This is a genomic window from Klebsiella sp. KPN54798 (genome assembly GCF_021184225.1).
GTDB classification, from domain to species: domain Bacteria; phylum Pseudomonadota; class Gammaproteobacteria; order Enterobacterales; family Enterobacteriaceae; genus Klebsiella; species Klebsiella pneumoniae.
In genome coordinates this window covers 2,527,056-2,542,358 of the sequence record NZ_CP089234.1, presented here as the reverse complement: position 1 = coordinate 2,542,358, position 15,303 = coordinate 2,527,056, and the positions used below count along the sequence as shown (strand labels likewise).

Here is a 15,303-nt window from a genome sequence, read left to right as displayed (position 1 = left end):
GGAGCGGGTTTCGCGCCGTGAAGGCTTACTTCATCCCTTCACGATTCTCTTTCATCGCCTCCAGGCGTTCGACATCGCGATACCAGCGCGGGTGGTGTTTCTTCGCCCAGCGGCGGCTCACCTTGCCTTCGATCATGCCTTTAATCGACCCCTTCACCCAGAACGCCATATACATATGGATAAGGATGGCGTGGATCAGAATGATGGCCGACGTCGCATGAATCAGCAGGCTATAGCGAATCACCTGCATCGGGAAATATTCCGCAAAATATGGGCGCCAGATAATCACCCCGGTCACCAGCAGCACAAATATCATGCTCATGATGGTCCAGAACATCATCTTCTGCCCGGCGTTATACTTACCGACGCGCGCCACCTTATGCTCGTTGCCTTTCAGCACCTCGACGATGCCTTTCAGCCACGGAATATCCTGTTTATCAGGGATGTTATGGTGGACAAAGCGCACGAACATAAACATCAGCGCGACAAAAATCAGCACCCCAAAGAACGGGTGCAGAATACGCCCCATCTGCGGCGTGCCGAAGGTTTCCGTTAGCCACTGTAGCGTCGGAAAGAAGAACGATATTCCCGACAGCGCCACGAGGAAGAAACAGATAACCACCGTCCAGTGACAGGCGCGATCGATAAACGTTGTGCGCACAATCATCTTCGATTTACTCATCATGCTTCTCCTCGTCGTCGTCAACTTCCTTGTTCGGCCCGATACCGATGTAGTGGTAAATCAGCCCGGCGAAGGTGGCGATAAAGCCCGCCGCCGCCAGCGGTTTCAGCGCCCCCTTCCACAGACTGATACTGGTATCGATCTGCGGTTCCTTCGGCAGCTTGTGATACAGCTCCGGCTGGTCGGCATGATGCAGGACGTACATCACGTGGGTTCCGCCGACGCCCGGCGGGTTGTAAATCCCGGCGTTGGCATAACCGCGTTTTTTAAGCTTAGCCACCCGCTCCTCGGCCACCTCCAGCATCTCTTTCTTCGTACCGAAGTGGATAGCACCGGTAGGACAGGTTTTCACGCAGGCCGGTTCCTGGCCGACGCTGACCCGATCCACGCACAGGGTGCATTTATAGACCCGGTTATCCTCTTTATTGAGGCGCGGGACGTTAAACGGACACCCCGCAATGCAGTAGCCGCAGCCGATGCAGTTTTCCTGCTGGAAATCGACGATGCCGTTGGCGTACTGAATAATCGCCCCGGCGGACGGGCAGGCCTTCAGGCAGCCCGGCTCTGCGCAGTGCATACAGCCATCCTTGCGGATAAGCCACTCCAGTTTGCCGTTCTGTTCGGTCTCGCTAAAACGCATTACCGTCCAGGATTTGGCGCTGAGATCCGCCGGGTTGTCGTACACCCCGACGCAGTGCCCCACGTCATCGCGGATGTCATTCCACTCGGAACAGGCCACCTGGCAGGCTTTACAGCCCACGCAGGAGGAGACATCGATAAGCTTGGCGACTTCCGCTTTATAGTCCCGCGCGCGCGGCGCGGGGGTGATCGGGTTGGTCGCGGAGCGTTTAATAATGTCTTGGGTTTCCATCGCCATTGAATCGCTCCTTACGCTTTCTCGATGTTGACCAGGAACGCCTTGTATTCCGGCGTTTGCGAGTTGGAATCGCCAACGTTAGGCGTCAGGGTGTTGGCGATGTAGCCTTTGCGGGCCACGCCTTCAAAACCCCAGTGCAGCGGGATCCCGACGGTCTCCACCTGCTGGCCGTTGACGTTCAGAGTGCGCAGTCGGCGAGTCACCACGGCAACCGCGCGAATGAAGCCGCGCTTGCTGCTGACTTTCACCCAATCGCCGTTAGCGATACCTTTGCTTTTCGCCAGCCCTTCGCTGATTTCGACAAACTGTTCCGGCTGCGCGATGGAATTGAGCAACGCATGCTTGGTCCAGGTGTGGAAATGCTCGGTCAGACGATAGGTGGTCCCGACATACGGGAATTTATCCTTCTTACCTAAGCGAATGGCGTCCTCTTCATACAACCGCACCACCGGGCTGGAGACCACCTTCGGGTGCAGCGGGTTAGTGCCAAGCGGGGTTTCCATCGGCTCGTAGTGCTCCGGGAACGGCCCTTCCGCCAGTTTATCGAGCGCAAACAGGCGACCCAGCCCCTCCTGCTGCATGATAAACGGCCCGGTTTTGCTCCCTGGCGGCGCGGTATTGAAGTCCGGAATATCATTCCCGACCCACTTGCTGCCGTTCCACTGGATCAGCATCCGCTTCGCATCCCAGGGCTTGCCGTTGATATCGGCCGAAGCGCGGTTGTACAGCACCCGACGATTGAGCGGCCACGCCCAGGCCCATCCCAGCGTATTGCCCAGGCCCGAAGGATCGGCGTTATCACGATTCGCCATCTGGTTACCCTGCTCGGTCCAGCTGCCGGTATAGATCCAGCAAGACGACGCGGTGCTGCCGTCATCGCGCAGCAGCGCGAAGCTATTGAGCAGTTGGCCTTTTTTCGCCAGCAGAGTGCCATTTTGATCGTAGAGATCCGCCAGCGCGTAGCCGTTGTTCTCTTTTGCCACTTCTTCCGATTCCGGATGGTCCGGCTGCTTGTAGCGCCAGCTCATCTTCAGCAGGGGTTCCGCGCCCTTCCCGCCTTCGGTGCGGTACAGTTCGCGCAGGCGATGGTAAATCCCGGCAAGGATTTCGCCATCATTGCGCGCTTCACCTGGGGCATCCTGACCTTTCCAGTGCCACTGCAGCCAGCGACCGGAGTTGGCGATCGAACCGTCCTCTTCGGCAAAGCAGGTCGACGGCAGACGGAAGACTTCGGTCTGAATCGCCGACGGGTCGACATCATTAGACTCGCCGTGGTTCTGCCAGAAGGTCGAGGTTTCGGTCACCAGCGGGTCGATAACCACCATATATTTCAGCTTGCTGAGGCTGCGAACCACTTTGTTTTTGTCCGGGAAGGAGGCAACCGGGTTAAAGCCCTGGCAGATATAGCCGGTGACGTTGCCGTTATCCATCATATTGAAGTATTTGATAACGTCGTAAGCCTGGTCCCACTTCGGTAACCACTCAAAGCCCCAGTCGTTCTCTTTTTGCGCCGCCTCGCCGTAGAAGGATTTCATCAGGCTAACGAAGAATTTCGGGTAGTTGCTCCAGTAGTTCACCTGCTCGGGCAGGGTCGCCTTCGGCGTGTTGGCGCTGAGGTAGCTTTGCAGATCGGTCTGTTTGTCCGATGGCAGCGTCAAATAGCCCGGCAGACTGGTCGACAGCAGGCCCAAATCGGTCAGCCCCTGAATATTAGAGTGGCCGCGCAGGGCGTTGACGCCGCCGCCGGCCATCCCCATATTGCCGAGCAGCAGCTGGATCATCGCCATGGTGCGGATGTTCTGCGCGCCGACGGTGTGCTGCGTCCAGCCCAGGGCATACAGGAAGGTGGTGGTGCGGTCCGCGGCGCTGGTTGAGGCCAGCACGTCGCACACTTTAAGGAAGTCCGCTTTCGGCGTACCGCAGATGTTTTCGACCACCTCGGGCGTGTAACGGGAAACGTGCTGCTTCAGCAGATTCCACACGCAGCGCGGGTGGGTGAGCGTTTCATCGCGTTTGGCGTAGCCGTTTTCATCGAACTGGTAGTTCCAGGACGATTTATCGTACTGGCGTTTTTCCGCATCGTAGCCGCTGAACAGCCCCTCTTCGAAGGCAAAATCATCCCGCACCAGCAGGCTGGCATTGGTGTAATGCTTAACGTACTCGGCATTGATCTTGTTATTTTCGATCAGGTACAGCAGCACGCCCGACAGGAAGGTAATGTCGGTACCGGAACGAATCGGCGCATAGATATCGGCCACCGACGCGGTGCGCGTAAAGCGCGGGTCGACGACGATCAGCGTGGCGTCGTTATTGTTTTTCGCCTCCATCGCCCAGCGGAAACCCACCGGATGCGCTTCGGCGGCGTTACCGCCCATCACCACCACGACGTTGGCGTTTTTGATATCCACCCAGTGGTTGGTCATCGCACCGCGACCAAATGTTGGAGCAAGACTTGCTACCGTTGGTCCGTGTCAGACGCGCGCCTGGTTGTCTACCGCCAGCATACCCAGCGATCGCACAAATTTTTGCGTTAGCATGCCGGTCTCATTGCTTGCCGCCGAGGCGCACAGCATGCCGGTGGAAAGCCAGCGGTTAACCGTCACGCCCTGTTCATTCTTTTCAATAAAGTTGGCGTCGCGGTCGGCTTTCATCAGTCGGGCGATGCGGTTAAAGGCTTCATCCCAGGAGATGCGCTGCCATTTATCCGAGCCCGGGGCGCGGTATTGCGGATAACGCAGACGGTTTTCGCTGTGGACATAGTCCAGCAGGCCTGCCCCTTTCGGGCACAGCGCGCCGCGGCTCACCGGATGGTCCGGGTCCCCTTCGATATGGTAGATCGCTTCTTTGGCGTTTTTCGCACCGTCGCCGAGGCTATACATTAATAGCCCGCAGCCCACGGAGCAGTAAGTGCAGGTGTTGCGGATCTCTTTCGCACGCAGCAATTTGAAATTGCGTGCCTGAGCCAGCGCCATTTTAGGGGCAAAGCCCAGGGCGGCGGCGGTAGTTCCGGCCATACCGCCTGCGCAGATCTTAAAGAACTTTCTGCGGCTGACGTCCATTGCATTCCTCCATGCAGGATGTTGATTCATCGCGCGGAGGAAACTAACAGCAAAATCCCGGGAAAATTTGCGTCAAATCAAGGAGGAAAACCTTCGCCCCCTTAATCGCCAGCCCTGGCCATTTTCGCTAATCCCTAAGGGTTAGCAACGGCGGAAAATTTCGCCCCTCACCGATAAAAAGATGATATATATGCCGGCTGCATTTGCGTAACCATCAGGAAAAGCATGGAGAAAAAGAGAGCCACGACCATCGGCTTCGCCGCCATTATCTTATGGAGCACGATGGTCGGATTGATTCGCGGCGTCAGCGAAGGACTGGGAGCGGTCGGCGGCGCGGCGATGATTTACAGCCTTAGCGGCCTGCTGCTGATCTTTACCATCGGCTTTCCCAACCTGCGCCAGATCCCGCGTCGCTATCTGCTGGCCGGCAGCGTGCTGTTTGTCAGCTATGAAATCTGCCTCGCGCTGTCGCTGGGCTATGCCGCCAGCCGCCAGCAGGCCATTGAGGTGGGGATGGTCAATTACCTGTGGCCCAGCCTGACGATTTTATTCGCCATTCTCTTTAATGGCCAGAAAAGCAGCTGGCTGGTGATCCCCGGCCTGATTCTCGCCCTGCTGGGCGTTGGCTGGGTGTTGGGCGGTGAGCATGGGCTACAGCCCGATGAGATTATCAGTAACGTCATTTCCAGCCCGCTTAGCTATCTGCTGGCCTTTGTCGGGGCGTTCATCTGGGCTGCCTACTGCACGGTGACGGCCAAATATGCCCGCGGTAAAAACGCCATTACGCTGTTCGTCCTGTTAACCGCCCTGACGCTATGGCTGAAATTTCTCGCCAGCGACCAGCCGCCGATGCTGTTTAGCTGGCCGGTGGTCATTAAGCTGATGACGGTCTCCGTGGCGCTGGGGCTGGCCTACGCGGCGTGGAACGTTGGCATCCTGCACGGCAACGTCAGCCTGCTGGCGGCGGCCTCCTACTTCACGCCGGTGCTCTCCTCTGCGCTGGCGGCGATCCTGCTGAGTGCGACCCTGTCGTGGTCCTTCTGGCAGGGGGCCGGGATGGTATGTCTCGGCTCCCTGCTCTGCTGGTACGCCACCCGCCGTTAGCCGAGATCGCCTCCGGCTACCGGCAGCGTCACGCCGGTGATATAGCTGGCCTCATCGCTGGCGAGAAACAGGATCGCATTCGCCTGTTCCGCCAGCGTGCCGTACCGGTGCAGCAGACTGCTCGCCACCGTCTGATCGACGACCTGCTGATACCACGCCTTTTCCTGCTCGCTCGGCTGCTCTTCGTTACGCGGCGTCAGGCGCGGCGGCGCCTCGGTCCCGCCCGGGGCCACGGCGTTAATCCTAATACCGCTGCCGCTGTACTCCATGGCAATCGACCGGGTCAGCGCGTTAACGCCGCCTTTCGCCGCCGAGTACGGCACCCGATTCACTCCCGCCGTCGCCACCGATGAAATGTTGACGATGCTGCCTTTGCCCTGCTTCAGCATCCATGGCAGCGCCGCGCGGCAGCCCCACAGCGTGGGGAACAGCGAGCGGCGGATCTCTTTCTCAATCTGCTCCGGCTGGTATTCGGCAAAGGGGCGCGCCCAGATGGTGCCCCCAACGTTGTTGATCAGCACGTCGATACGGCCAAAATGAGCGACCCCGGCGGCAAACGCCTGCTCGGTACTTTCCCACGCTTCCAGATCCGCCTCCAGCGCCAGCACCAGACAGCCGGATTGCGCCAGCGTCGCCGCCAGCTCATGGACGTATGACGAGCGATCGATGAGCAGCAGAGCCGCGCCTTCTGCAGCCGCCTGCTCCGCCGTCTGGCGGCCAATGCCCTGCGCCGCGCCGGTGATGACGACGACTTTATCGGTAAAACGCATTTTGTCTCCTTATGCCGCCGCGCTCTGGCTGGCGATAAATTTCTCATACCAGAACCCCGCCGGGGTGATCCCGCGGTCGCGCAACGCCATAGCAACCGCGCTAACCATCGGCGGCGGGCCGCAGAGATAGATGTCCACGTCGCCGTTGTTCAGCATCGCGTCGTCGAGATGGTCGGTGACAAAGCCGCGCTGCGGGCAAGTGCTGTTTTCATCAGCCACCACCGGTAGCCAACGATACCCCGTCAACTGTTGAGTAAAGGTATCCAGCGCGTCGGTTTTCACCAGATCGCAGTCACGAGTAACACCGTACAGCAGCATCACCGGACGCTGGCTGCCCTGTGTCTGCAGGGTATGGAGCATGGAGAGCAGCGGCGCCAGGCCGGTACCGCCCGCCAGCATCAGCAGCGGACGTTCGCCGTGGCGCAGATAGAAGCTGCCCATCGGGCCGCTGAGGGTAAGACGATCGCCGGGCCGCGCCCGCTGGGTTAACCACTGGCTCATCATCCCGCCAGGCACGTTACGGATCAGAAAACGCCCTTCGAGAGAACCCGGCAGCGAGCTGAATGAGTAGGCGCGGACATGAGGCGTGCCCGGCACCTGAATGTTGACGTACTGCCCCGGCAGGAAGGCCAGCGGCTCATCGAGGGCGACCACCAGTTCGATGGCGGTATCGGACAGTAAATTCACTTGCCGCACCTGCGCCCCGAGCGTCGCCAGGGCCGTTTTGCACTGGGCAGCGGCCACCGGCACATCGATCACGCAGTCGCTGGTGGGCACCATCTGGCAGGTCAGCACCTGGCGGGCCTGCGCTTCGTCGTCGCTTAACGCCTCGTCGAGATAATCTTCACCCAGGTCGTACTCACCGCTGGCGCAGTGGCATTTGCAGGTACCGCAAACGCCGTCCGAGCAGTCCATCGGCAGATTCACCTTCTGGCGATAGGCGGCATCCAGGACTTTCTCTCCGGCATTGCACTGAATAAAACGGGTTACGCCGTCCTCAAAATTAAGAGCAATATTGAAGGTCATAAGCGCCTCTTAAATGTGGTAAACGTCAATCACCTGACGGATATAATCGTTATTCAGGCGCACGGTTTTGCGGACGATCTGCGGTCTGCCGTCCTGTTCGATTAGCGTGCAGCAGGTAGAGCCAAAATAGGCATCCGTGTGCTGATAGCGATGGCTCCAGGTGACCCAGTTGTAGCGCACCTCCAGACCCTCGTCGCTTTCGCCCAGCAGCTCAACGTTGCTGATGATATGGGTGGTCCGCGGCTCTGGCGTGCTGGCCCCGGAGCGCTCGGTTTTAATGCGGTAGACGCGATCCTCCAGCCCTTCGCGGTTGGGGTAGTAGATAAGCGAAATCTCTTTTTGCGGGTCGCGGGTCAGCTGGTCATCGTCGCCCCACGCCGGCATCCAGTAGACCACCTGCGGGCTGTAGCAGCTGAGCCATTCGTCCCACTGACGATCGTCCAGCAGACGGGCTTCGTAGTAGAGAAACTGGCGAACCTGTTCGAGGTTAAGCATCAGGCCACCTCCACGCGCTGGGTAATGGACTGGTCGTAACGCTGTTGTTCCTGTTCAATGGCCGCCAGCATCAGCGTCTGCCAGTGGTGGTGATGGGCGATGTACAGCGCTTCGTCCTCCGATTTCACCCCGCTTAACCGCGGCGAAAAGCCGGCATGTTGCGCATGCTCATCCGCGCCATCGACCCAGCGCAGCGCGCCACGGCTGAGGTCGCTCCATGGCAGATTTTCGCCGAGATAGCCGCGCTGACAGGCGCTGAACTCTTCGAGGTCGTCCGGCGTCCCCATCCCACTGACGTTAAAGAAATCCTCGTACTGGCGGATTCGCAGCGCTCTGGCCTGGTCGGATTCCCCTTTCGGCGCATAGCACCAGATGGTGACTTCGGTTTTATCCACCGCAATGGGGCGGATTACGCGGATTTGCGTCGAGAACTGATCCATCAGGTAGACATTGGGGTACAGGCACAGGTTGCGGGTTTCGTTGACCATCTGGTCGGCACGGCGTTCGCCAAATTCCGCCTGCAGCCGTTCGCGGTGGGCATAGACCGGGCGCACTTCCGGGTTGAGCGCCCGGGTCCACAACAGCATATGGCCGTTATCAAATCCATAGCCGCCGCCGAGGCTTTTTGACCAACCGTTGGCATCCACCGCGTGCGTCCCTTCCGCTTCATAGTTGCGGCGTGACATGGTTGAAGCGTAGTTCCAGTGCACCACGCTGACGTGATAGCCATCGGCGCCGTTTTCCGCGCCCAGTTTCCAGTTGCCCTCATATACATAGCTCGACGAACCCTTAAGTACCTCGAGCCCCTCCGGCGCCTGGTCGACGATCAGGTCGATAATCTTGCAGGTTTCCCCGAGATAGGCCTCCAGCGGCTGCACGTCGGCCTTGAGGCTACCGAATAAGAAACCGCGGTAAGACTGAAAACGCGGCAATTTTTGCAGGTCGTGGGAGCCGTCTTGTTTAAAGCTCGGCGGATAGCCGCCAGTGCTCTCATCTTTGGCCTTTAATAATTTGCCATTATTGCTGAAGGTCCAGCCGTGAAACGGACAGGTAAACGAATTTTTATTTCCGGTTTTGCGTCGACATAACATGGCGCCGCGGTGAGCGCAGCTGTTAATTAGCGCGTGCAGCTAATTCTTTTTATCGCGAGTAATAATAACCGGCTGCCGTCCCAGCGTCAGGGTATAATAATCTCCCGGCTCGGCAATCTGGCTTTCATGGGCAAGAAAAACCCAATTTCCTTCGAAGATATGTTTCATTTCAAAATCAAATAACTGCTGGTCGGTAAATATAGAGCGGTGGCAACGGTAAATATGATTTTCACGGTCGACAACTAAGGCATTATTGATTTTGTCTTTGAGCGTCGAGAGCGTTTTTTGCATGAGTCGGTCCCTCCTGCAGGATTCAGGATGAAAGAAACAGGGTGAATTCTTCGTTTTCGAGTGCAATATCTGGCCCGGGCAGTAGCGTGCCCGGGGCCGATAATGCCGCTTACTCTTTGGCGCGCACGCGGATCCTGCGCTGCTCTTCGTCGGCGCTCAGCGCTTTACACAGGGTGAAATCAAAACAAACCTCGGTGTGCTCTCCCTCAAGATTGCGCTGCGCGATGATCTCGCGGTCGGTCACTTTTACCGGATCGGCAATCAGGCCGTCGCGGGTGGCAAAGGCAAAATCGTCCCACAGGTATTTATCGCCATTGAGGTTAATCTGGCTGGTCAGATGTTTATGACCCGGCGCGGAGACGAAAAAGTGAATGTGCGCCGGACGGTTGCCGTGGCGACCCAGTCTGTCCAGCAGTTTCTGGGTTGGGCCATCCGGCGGGCAGCCGTAGCCGGAGGGCATGATGCTGCGCACGCTGTAGCGGCCATCGGCGCCGGTGCGGATCCGCCGGCGCAGGTTGTACTCACTCTGGCCTGGGTCGAAGAAGGAATAATTTCCGAGGGTGTTGGCGTGCCAGATATCAACAATAGCGTTGGCCACTGGCCGACCTTCGGTGTCTTTGACTTCACCGTGCAGCCACATCACTTCTCCGGCGTCGGCGCCATCATCCATGCGGGCGTGACCCTCGGCCAGCGGCGCATTAGCCACGTACAGCGGCCCTTCGATGGTGCGCGGGGTGCCGGTTTCCCGATGCGCTGCCGCGTCGATGGCGTCCTGGCGCAGATCGAGGAAATGCTCCAGTCCCAGACCTGCCGCCAGCAGCGCCGCCTCCTGACGCCCGCCCAGCTCGTGCAAATAGTTTACCGCGTGCCAGAACTCTTCTTCCGTAACGTTATAGTCGTCGATGAGCGTGCAGATATTTTCCAGCAGACGATGAATAATCGCCTTAAAACGTTCATCGCCGCCGGCAACATCTAATCCGGCACTGTCGCGTAATAATTTCTGAATAGCTGGTTGTTGTACGAATACATTACTCATACTGGTTCTCTCTTATATTTTGCAGGGTATACGCCGGTAATACCGGCGTGAGGTCAGATATTATTATTAGCGATCGTCATCGCGAATTGATGACGGATGACGACAGAGGGCTTCCACTTTTATCGCCATGAAGGGATATAGCGGCAATCCCATTAATATTTGATGCAATTCTTCGGCATCTTGAACATCGAAAATACTGACGTTGGCATAAAGGCCGGCAACGCGCCAGATATGTCGCCATTTGCCTTCCCGCTGTAATTGTTGCGAATAGGCTTTTTCGCGTTGTTTTATTTCCTCCGCCTCGTTGGCGGGAAAGCCAGGCGGAATATTGACGATCATCTCCACTTTAAATAACATTTTTTTCTCCTGTTCCCCGCTACGGCTGGCGGGTATAAAAATGCAGTTTGTCTTCATCCAGCTCGACGCCAAGTCCCGGCGTTTGCGGCAGCGCCACCTGACCGTCGGCAAAGGTGAGCGGCACGCTGACAATATCGTCTTTCAGCAACAGCGGGCCGAACATCTCGGTACCCCACTGCAGCGGCAGCGTCGACCAGGCGTGCAGAGAAGCCACGGTCCCTACGGTGCCTTCCAGCATGGTGCCGCCGTACAGGCCAATCCCTGCCGCCTGCGCGACGCGGGCCAGCGCCAGCACGCTGTTCGGCCCCCCGGCTTTGGCGATTTTCAGCGCGTAAGCGCCGGTAAAGCCCTGCTGCGCCAGCTGATAACCATCGTAAGCGGTCGCGACCGCTTCATCCGCGAGGATCGCGGTTTCAATTTGCTGGCTTAACCGCACCAGGGCGGCATTATCGTGGGCGCTGACCGGCTGTTCGATAAGATCGACGCCCATTGCCGCCAGTTCGCGGCAGCCTTTCGCGCCGGTGGCGGCGTCCCAGGCCTGGTTGACGTCGACACGGATGCTGGCGCGGTCGCCTAACGCTTCAACGATGGCGCGGGTATGACGCAGGTCGGTGGCGAGTTCACGCGCGCCGATCTTCAGTTTGAACGCCCGGTGGCGGCCTTCGGCCAACAGTTTTTCTCCTTCAGCGATATCTTTCGCGGTATCGCCGCTGGCTAAGGTCCACAGCACCGGCAACGCCGTTTGCAGCGCGCCGCCGAGCAGGGCTGATATCGGCAGACCTAAGGCTTTGCCCTGAGCGTCGAGCAGCGCGGTTTCGATGGCGGACTTCGCAAAGGTGTTGCCTTTAATGGCGCCGTTCATGCGGGCGGTCAGCGCATTCAGGTTATCGGCCGGCTGCCCTTTCAACAGCGGCGTCAGATAATGGGTGATCGCCGACGAGATGGCCTCGGGGCTCTCAACGCCATAGCTCAAGCCGCCGATGGTGGTGGCTTCGCCGATGCCGCAGATGCCGTCGGAACGGGTAAGGCGCACGATCACCAGCGACTGGCAGCCCATGGTGGTCATCGACAATTTATGCGGCCGGATGGTCGGGACATCCACAATCCAGCTCTCGATTTGCTCTACGGTGGCAGTCATTTTCTGTTCCTGATGAGATATATAACTTTTTGTACCCACATCCATAACGGGGGTCTGTGCCATTGACAATAGGGTTCAGCCTGGCGGATGGTCAACGGCGATAATCGAAATGTTGTGCGATTATCGACGCGTTTGTTAAAAGACGGTTATTAATGTGATCGTGGTGGTAAAACCGGCACAATTCAGCGCGCCCCATTTTGCGCAAGGTATAGTGATCTGCCGTGAGCTTTACGCTGCAACGGAGAAGGATGCGATGAGCGACAATATCCCCAATACGCTGAGCGCCAGGCAGGCCGAGCACGACCCTAACTTTATGCTATCTCTGGCCCGCGGGCTGGAGGTCCTTAACGCCTTCACCCCCAGCGCCAGCGGCTGACCATTTCCCAGCTCAGCCAGAAAACGCAAATCTCGCGCGCGGCGGTACGCCGCTGTTTGTATACCCTCGCCGCGCTGGGCATGGTGCACAGTCCGGATGGCCGTAGCTATGAACTGCTCCCCGGGTACTGGCCGTCGGCCACGCCTATCTGGCAGGCACGCCGCTGGCCAAGGTGGCGCAGACGGCGCTGGATAATCTTGGCAAAGCGCTCGGCGAATCCTGTTCGGCGGCGACGCTCGACGGGGATAACGTGCTCTATATTGCCCGCGCGGCGGTCAATAATTTACTGAGCATCGATCTGGGGCGCGGCAGCCGCCTGCCGGCGTGGGCCACGTCGATGGGGCGGGTGTTGCTGAGCGCGCTGCCGGAGGAACAGCTGGAAGTGACGTTGTCACGAGTTACGCTTATTCGCTACACTCCGCATACCCTGTGCGATTTGTCCGGTTTACGTGCAGAGATCGCCCGGGTGCGCATGCAGGGCTATGCCCTCGCCGACCGGCAGATCGAGGTAGGCTTGTGCTCGCTGGCGGTACCCGTGCTGTCGCGTCACGGTCAGGTGGTGGCCGCCCTGAATGTCGGGGTACCTGCCGCGACGGTCAGCGCCGCGGCGTTAAAAGAGAAGGCTCTCGCCCCGCTACGGCGCGCGGCGATGGATCTGTCGCTGCAGCTATAGCGCCGACTGCGGTTTCGCCACGGTGGCGAGGCTGCGCCAGATCCCAGCGGCCAGCAGCAGAAGCAATACACCCGCCGTCGCCAGCACCAGGCTATGAGCCTGAATAAAAGCCGTCTTCGCCGCCGCCATCAGCGCCTGCGCCACCCCGGCGGGCAGCGCCTGGGACAGACTCACCGCCTCGCCAATCGATGACGCCGCCTGCTGCGCCATGGCGCCACTCAGGCCAGACGGCAGCGCAATAGAGGCGCTGTAGCTGCGGGTCAGGATGAGGCCGAACAGCGCTATGCCGAGACCGGCGCCCAGCTCATAGGCCATGGTTTCAATCGCCCCGGCGGCCGCCGCTTTCTCCTTCGGCGCTGCCGCCATAATCGCGGAACTGGAGGCCAGCAGCGCGCTGGCCACGCTAAAGCCCAGCAGCGTCATCAGCCCCCATGCCAGCCACTGCTGGGTACTGAAATCGGTCAACGCCAGGCCGAGAAAGCTGAAGGCGCTGAGCAGCATCCCGCCGGTCGCCACCTCGCGCAGCCCAAGCCGCGACACCAGCAGGCCGGCAATCGGGCCGCTGAAGCCGCTGGCCACCATTACCGGCAGCATAAATATCCCCGCCTCGAACGGCGTTTTCTGGTGCACAAACTGCAGCTCCTGGGCCATCAGTAGCTCAAAACCGACCAGGGTAATCAGGGCCGTCATCGCCATCATCACCCCGCTTAAGATAATGCGATGGGTGAACAGGCGCATATCCACCATCGGGCGGGCCGCCGACAGCTGCTTGCGGATAAACCAGGTTAACATCGCCGCCCCGCCGAGCGCCACCAGCGCGGTGAGCCACAGCGCCAGCTGGCCCTTCAGCGCCGATTTCGCGCTAAACACCAGCATCAGGATCGCGGCAATCAAAACGAGCGCCTGCAGTAGATTGAGCGGCTGTTCGCGGCGCGCGGGCTGGCGCGGCACCACTTTCGCGTTAATCGCGATAACCACCAGCACGATCGGCACATTGATCAGGAACACCGACCCCCAGTAGAAATGCTCCAGCAGGATACCGCCCACCAGCGGGCCGAAGGCTGCGCCGCCGGAGCCGACCGCTGCCCACAGCCCCAGCGCCATATTGCGCTGGCTGGCCTCGGCAAAGGTGCTGCGGATCCCGGCCAGCGTCGCCGGGACGATCATCGCCGCCCCCACCGCCAGCAAAGCGCGTGAGGCAATCAGCGTCATGGCCGTCGGCGACAGCGCGGCGCACAGCGAGGCGATGCCAAAAATGGCGCTGCCGAGCAGCAGCAGGCGCTTAAAGCCGATCTTATCGCCAAGGGCGCCCATCGGCAGCACCATGCCGGCCATCACTAATGAGTAGATATCAATGATCCACAACAGCTCATTGCCGCTGCTACCCAGCGCCACGCTGAGGGTCGGCGCGGCCACATGCAACACCGTAGCGTCAATCGCCACCGGAATATAAACCAGCAAAATCGCCATCAGCGTCATCCATTGCCGTGACATAGCTTGTACCTCAATCAATATTGAATATTGGACACACGTCCAGGATGGCGATCCTGCCGGATTGTTGAACACATGTCCAACTTTTTGTTACACTCGGCCAAAGCCAGATGACAGTGGGGTTCTATGTACTATTTACAACGTGATGCGCGACGGGAAGGGATTATGCAGGCCGCCATGCGCCTGGCGCTACGCGGCGGCTTTGCCGCCATGACCGTGCGGCAGATCGCCCGCGAAGCCCAGGTGGCCGCCGGGCAGCTGCACCACCACTTCACCTCCATCGGCGAGCTGAAAGCGCAGGTTTTCATCCGCCTGATCCGCGAGATGCTCGACATGCCGCTGGTGGCTGAGGACGCCAGCTGGCGCGAGCGCTTGTTCTCGATGATCGGCAGCGAGGATGGCCGACTGGAACCCTATATCCGCCTGTGGCGCGAAGGCCAGGTGCTGGCCGACAGCGATCCGGACATCAAAGCGGCCTACCTGCTGACCATGAATATGTGGCATGCCGAGACCGTCGCCATCATCGAGCAGGGCCTCGCCAGCGGCGAATTTCGGTCGGCTGAGCCTGCGGCGGATATCGCCTGGCGCTTTATCGCCCTGGTGTGCGGCCTCGACGGGATTTATGCGCTGGACGCGCAGGCCCTGGATGAGGCGGCGTTTAGCCGCTATGTAAATAAGATGATTACGCTGGAGTTGTTTTAGGTATATTTACATTTAGTAACAATTAATTCCGCTACGCTTACCACGTGCTCTCTGTCAGCACGTTTTTTTTATCTACGCTTCATAGATAACGCAAATTAAGCGTTATTCACTATCCCCTTGTATTCAGCTGTTGAC

General features: G+C 59.1%; 12 protein-coding genes and 2 pseudogenes. 3 read left to right on the top strand and 11 right to left on the bottom strand.

The genetic code is table 11. The features are described 5' to 3' along the window. Positions 1-25: 25 nt before the first annotated feature. Genes fdnI through fdnG form a run of 3 tightly spaced genes read right to left on the bottom strand, consistent with a single transcriptional unit; the run spans position 26 to position 4,618 of the window. Positions 26-682, bottom strand: coding sequence for a formate dehydrogenase-N subunit gamma (gene fdnI, locus LPQ25_RS12235; RefSeq protein ID WP_004175992.1), 657 nt, complete (start codon positions 680-682; stop codon positions 26-28). Next, on the bottom strand, positions 675-1,559 hold the full coding sequence (gene fdxH, locus LPQ25_RS12230; protein WP_004143747.1) for a formate dehydrogenase subunit beta: 885 nt from the start codon (positions 1,557-1,559) through the stop codon (positions 675-677). Before fdxH ends, fdnI begins: the two co-directional genes overlap by 8 nt. Positions 1,560-1,570: 11 nt before the next feature. Continuing rightward, positions 1,571-4,618, bottom strand: coding sequence for a formate dehydrogenase-N subunit alpha (gene fdnG / locus LPQ25_RS12225; protein ID WP_014907530.1), 3,048 nt, complete (start codon positions 4,616-4,618; stop codon positions 1,571-1,573). A gap of 225 nt (positions 4,619-4,843) precedes the next feature. On the opposite strand from fdnG, the gene yddG reads away from it, so the two are divergent. Then, positions 4,844-5,722, top strand: coding sequence for an aromatic amino acid DMT transporter YddG (yddG, locus tag LPQ25_RS12220; protein ID WP_004180090.1), 879 nt, complete (start codon positions 4,844-4,846; stop codon positions 5,720-5,722). On the opposite strand, the gene benD is transcribed toward yddG, so the two are convergent. The 7 genes and pseudogenes from benD to LPQ25_RS12185 all read right to left on the bottom strand — a co-directional run bounded on the left by benD (position 5,719) and on the right by LPQ25_RS12185 (position 11,971). After that, positions 5,719-6,492: a benzoate diol dehydrogenase BenD gene (benD, locus tag LPQ25_RS12215; protein WP_004143751.1), complete on the bottom strand. Its 774-nt coding sequence runs from the start codon at positions 6,490-6,492 to the stop codon at positions 5,719-5,721. The two genes, yddG and benD, sit on opposite strands and share 4 nt — an antisense overlap. A 9-nt stretch (positions 6,493-6,501) precedes the next feature. Continuing rightward, positions 6,502-7,518 carry a benzoate 1,2-dioxygenase electron transfer component BenC gene (benC, locus tag LPQ25_RS12210; RefSeq protein ID WP_014907529.1) on the bottom strand — a complete coding sequence of 339 codons (1,017 nt, stop codon included), beginning with the start codon at positions 7,516-7,518 and terminating at the stop codon, positions 6,502-6,504. A 9-nt stretch (positions 7,519-7,527) separates the two neighbouring features. Beyond that, positions 7,528-8,013 carry a benzoate 1,2-dioxygenase small subunit gene (gene benB, locus LPQ25_RS12205; protein ID WP_014907528.1) on the bottom strand — a complete coding sequence of 162 codons (486 nt, stop codon included), beginning with the start codon at positions 8,011-8,013 and terminating at the stop codon, positions 7,528-7,530. Beyond that, a pseudogene (locus LPQ25_RS12200) lies at positions 8,013-9,395 on the bottom strand (Rieske 2Fe-2S domain-containing protein). The gene benB and the pseudogene LPQ25_RS12200 overlap by 1 nt, the downstream one beginning before the upstream one ends. A gap of 109 nt (positions 9,396-9,504) precedes the next feature. Beyond that, positions 9,505-10,431, bottom strand: a complete 927-nt coding sequence (gene catA, locus LPQ25_RS12195) for a catechol 1,2-dioxygenase (RefSeq protein WP_014907526.1) — start codon at positions 10,429-10,431, stop codon at positions 9,505-9,507. Between the two features lie 66 nt (positions 10,432-10,497). Next, complete coding sequence (gene catC, locus LPQ25_RS12190) at positions 10,498-10,788, bottom strand: muconolactone Delta-isomerase (protein ID WP_014907525.1); 291 nt, start codon at positions 10,786-10,788, stop codon at positions 10,498-10,500. Positions 10,789-10,807: 19 nt separating this feature from the next. After that, entirely contained in the window at positions 10,808-11,971 is a 1,164-nt protein-coding gene (locus LPQ25_RS12185) for a muconate cycloisomerase family protein (RefSeq protein WP_072158546.1), read from the bottom strand. Positions 11,972-12,086: 115 nt separating this feature from the next. Here LPQ25_RS12185 and LPQ25_RS12180 point away from each other — a divergent pair. Further along, a pseudogene (locus tag LPQ25_RS12180) lies at positions 12,087-12,975 on the top strand (IclR family transcriptional regulator domain-containing protein). Here the strand turns inward: LPQ25_RS12180 and kmrA are convergent. Further along, positions 12,970-14,469 carry an efflux MFS transporter KmrA gene (kmrA, locus tag LPQ25_RS12175; protein ID WP_004175980.1) on the bottom strand — a complete coding sequence of 500 codons (1,500 nt, stop codon included), beginning with the start codon at positions 14,467-14,469 and terminating at the stop codon, positions 12,970-12,972. The pseudogene LPQ25_RS12180 and the gene kmrA sit on opposite strands and share 6 nt — an antisense overlap. A 123-nt stretch (positions 14,470-14,592) precedes the next feature. Here kmrA and LPQ25_RS12170 point away from each other — a divergent pair, with 123 nt between their 5' ends. Continuing rightward, on the top strand, positions 14,593-15,168 hold the full coding sequence (locus LPQ25_RS12170) for a TetR family transcriptional regulator (protein WP_015874848.1): 576 nt from the start codon (positions 14,593-14,595) through the stop codon (positions 15,166-15,168). The last annotated feature ends 135 nt before the right edge of the window (positions 15,169-15,303 follow it).

Excerpts from the sequence above, each read along its gene's own strand:
- catA (WP_014907526.1), bottom strand. The coding sequence starts at position 10,431 with ATGAGTAATGTATTCGTACAACAACCAGCTATTCAGAAATTATTACGC.
- fdnI (WP_004175992.1), bottom strand. The coding sequence starts at position 682 with ATGAGTAAATCGAAGATGATTGTGCGCACAACGTTTATCGATCGCGCC.
- LPQ25_RS12170 (WP_015874848.1), top strand. The coding sequence starts at position 14,593 with ATGTACTATTTACAACGTGATGCGCGACGGGAAGGGATTATGCAGGCC.
- benB (WP_014907528.1), bottom strand. The coding sequence starts at position 8,013 with ATGCTTAACCTCGAACAGGTTCGCCAGTTTCTCTACTACGAAGCCCGT.
- fdxH (WP_004143747.1), bottom strand. The coding sequence starts at position 1,559 with ATGGCGATGGAAACCCAAGACATTATTAAACGCTCCGCGACCAACCCG.
- LPQ25_RS12185 (WP_072158546.1), bottom strand. The coding sequence starts at position 11,971 with ATGGATGTGGGTACAAAAAGTTATATATCTCATCAGGAACAGAAAATG.
- benC (WP_014907529.1), bottom strand. The coding sequence starts at position 7,518 with ATGACCTTCAATATTGCTCTTAATTTTGAGGACGGCGTAACCCGTTTT.
- kmrA (WP_004175980.1), bottom strand. The coding sequence starts at position 14,469 with ATGTCACGGCAATGGATGACGCTGATGGCGATTTTGCTGGTTTATATT.
- benD (WP_004143751.1), bottom strand. The coding sequence starts at position 6,492 with ATGCGTTTTACCGATAAAGTCGTCGTCATCACCGGCGCGGCGCAGGGC.
- catC (WP_014907525.1), bottom strand. The coding sequence starts at position 10,788 with ATGTTATTTAAAGTGGAGATGATCGTCAATATTCCGCCTGGCTTTCCC.
- yddG (WP_004180090.1), top strand. The coding sequence starts at position 4,844 with ATGGAGAAAAAGAGAGCCACGACCATCGGCTTCGCCGCCATTATCTTA.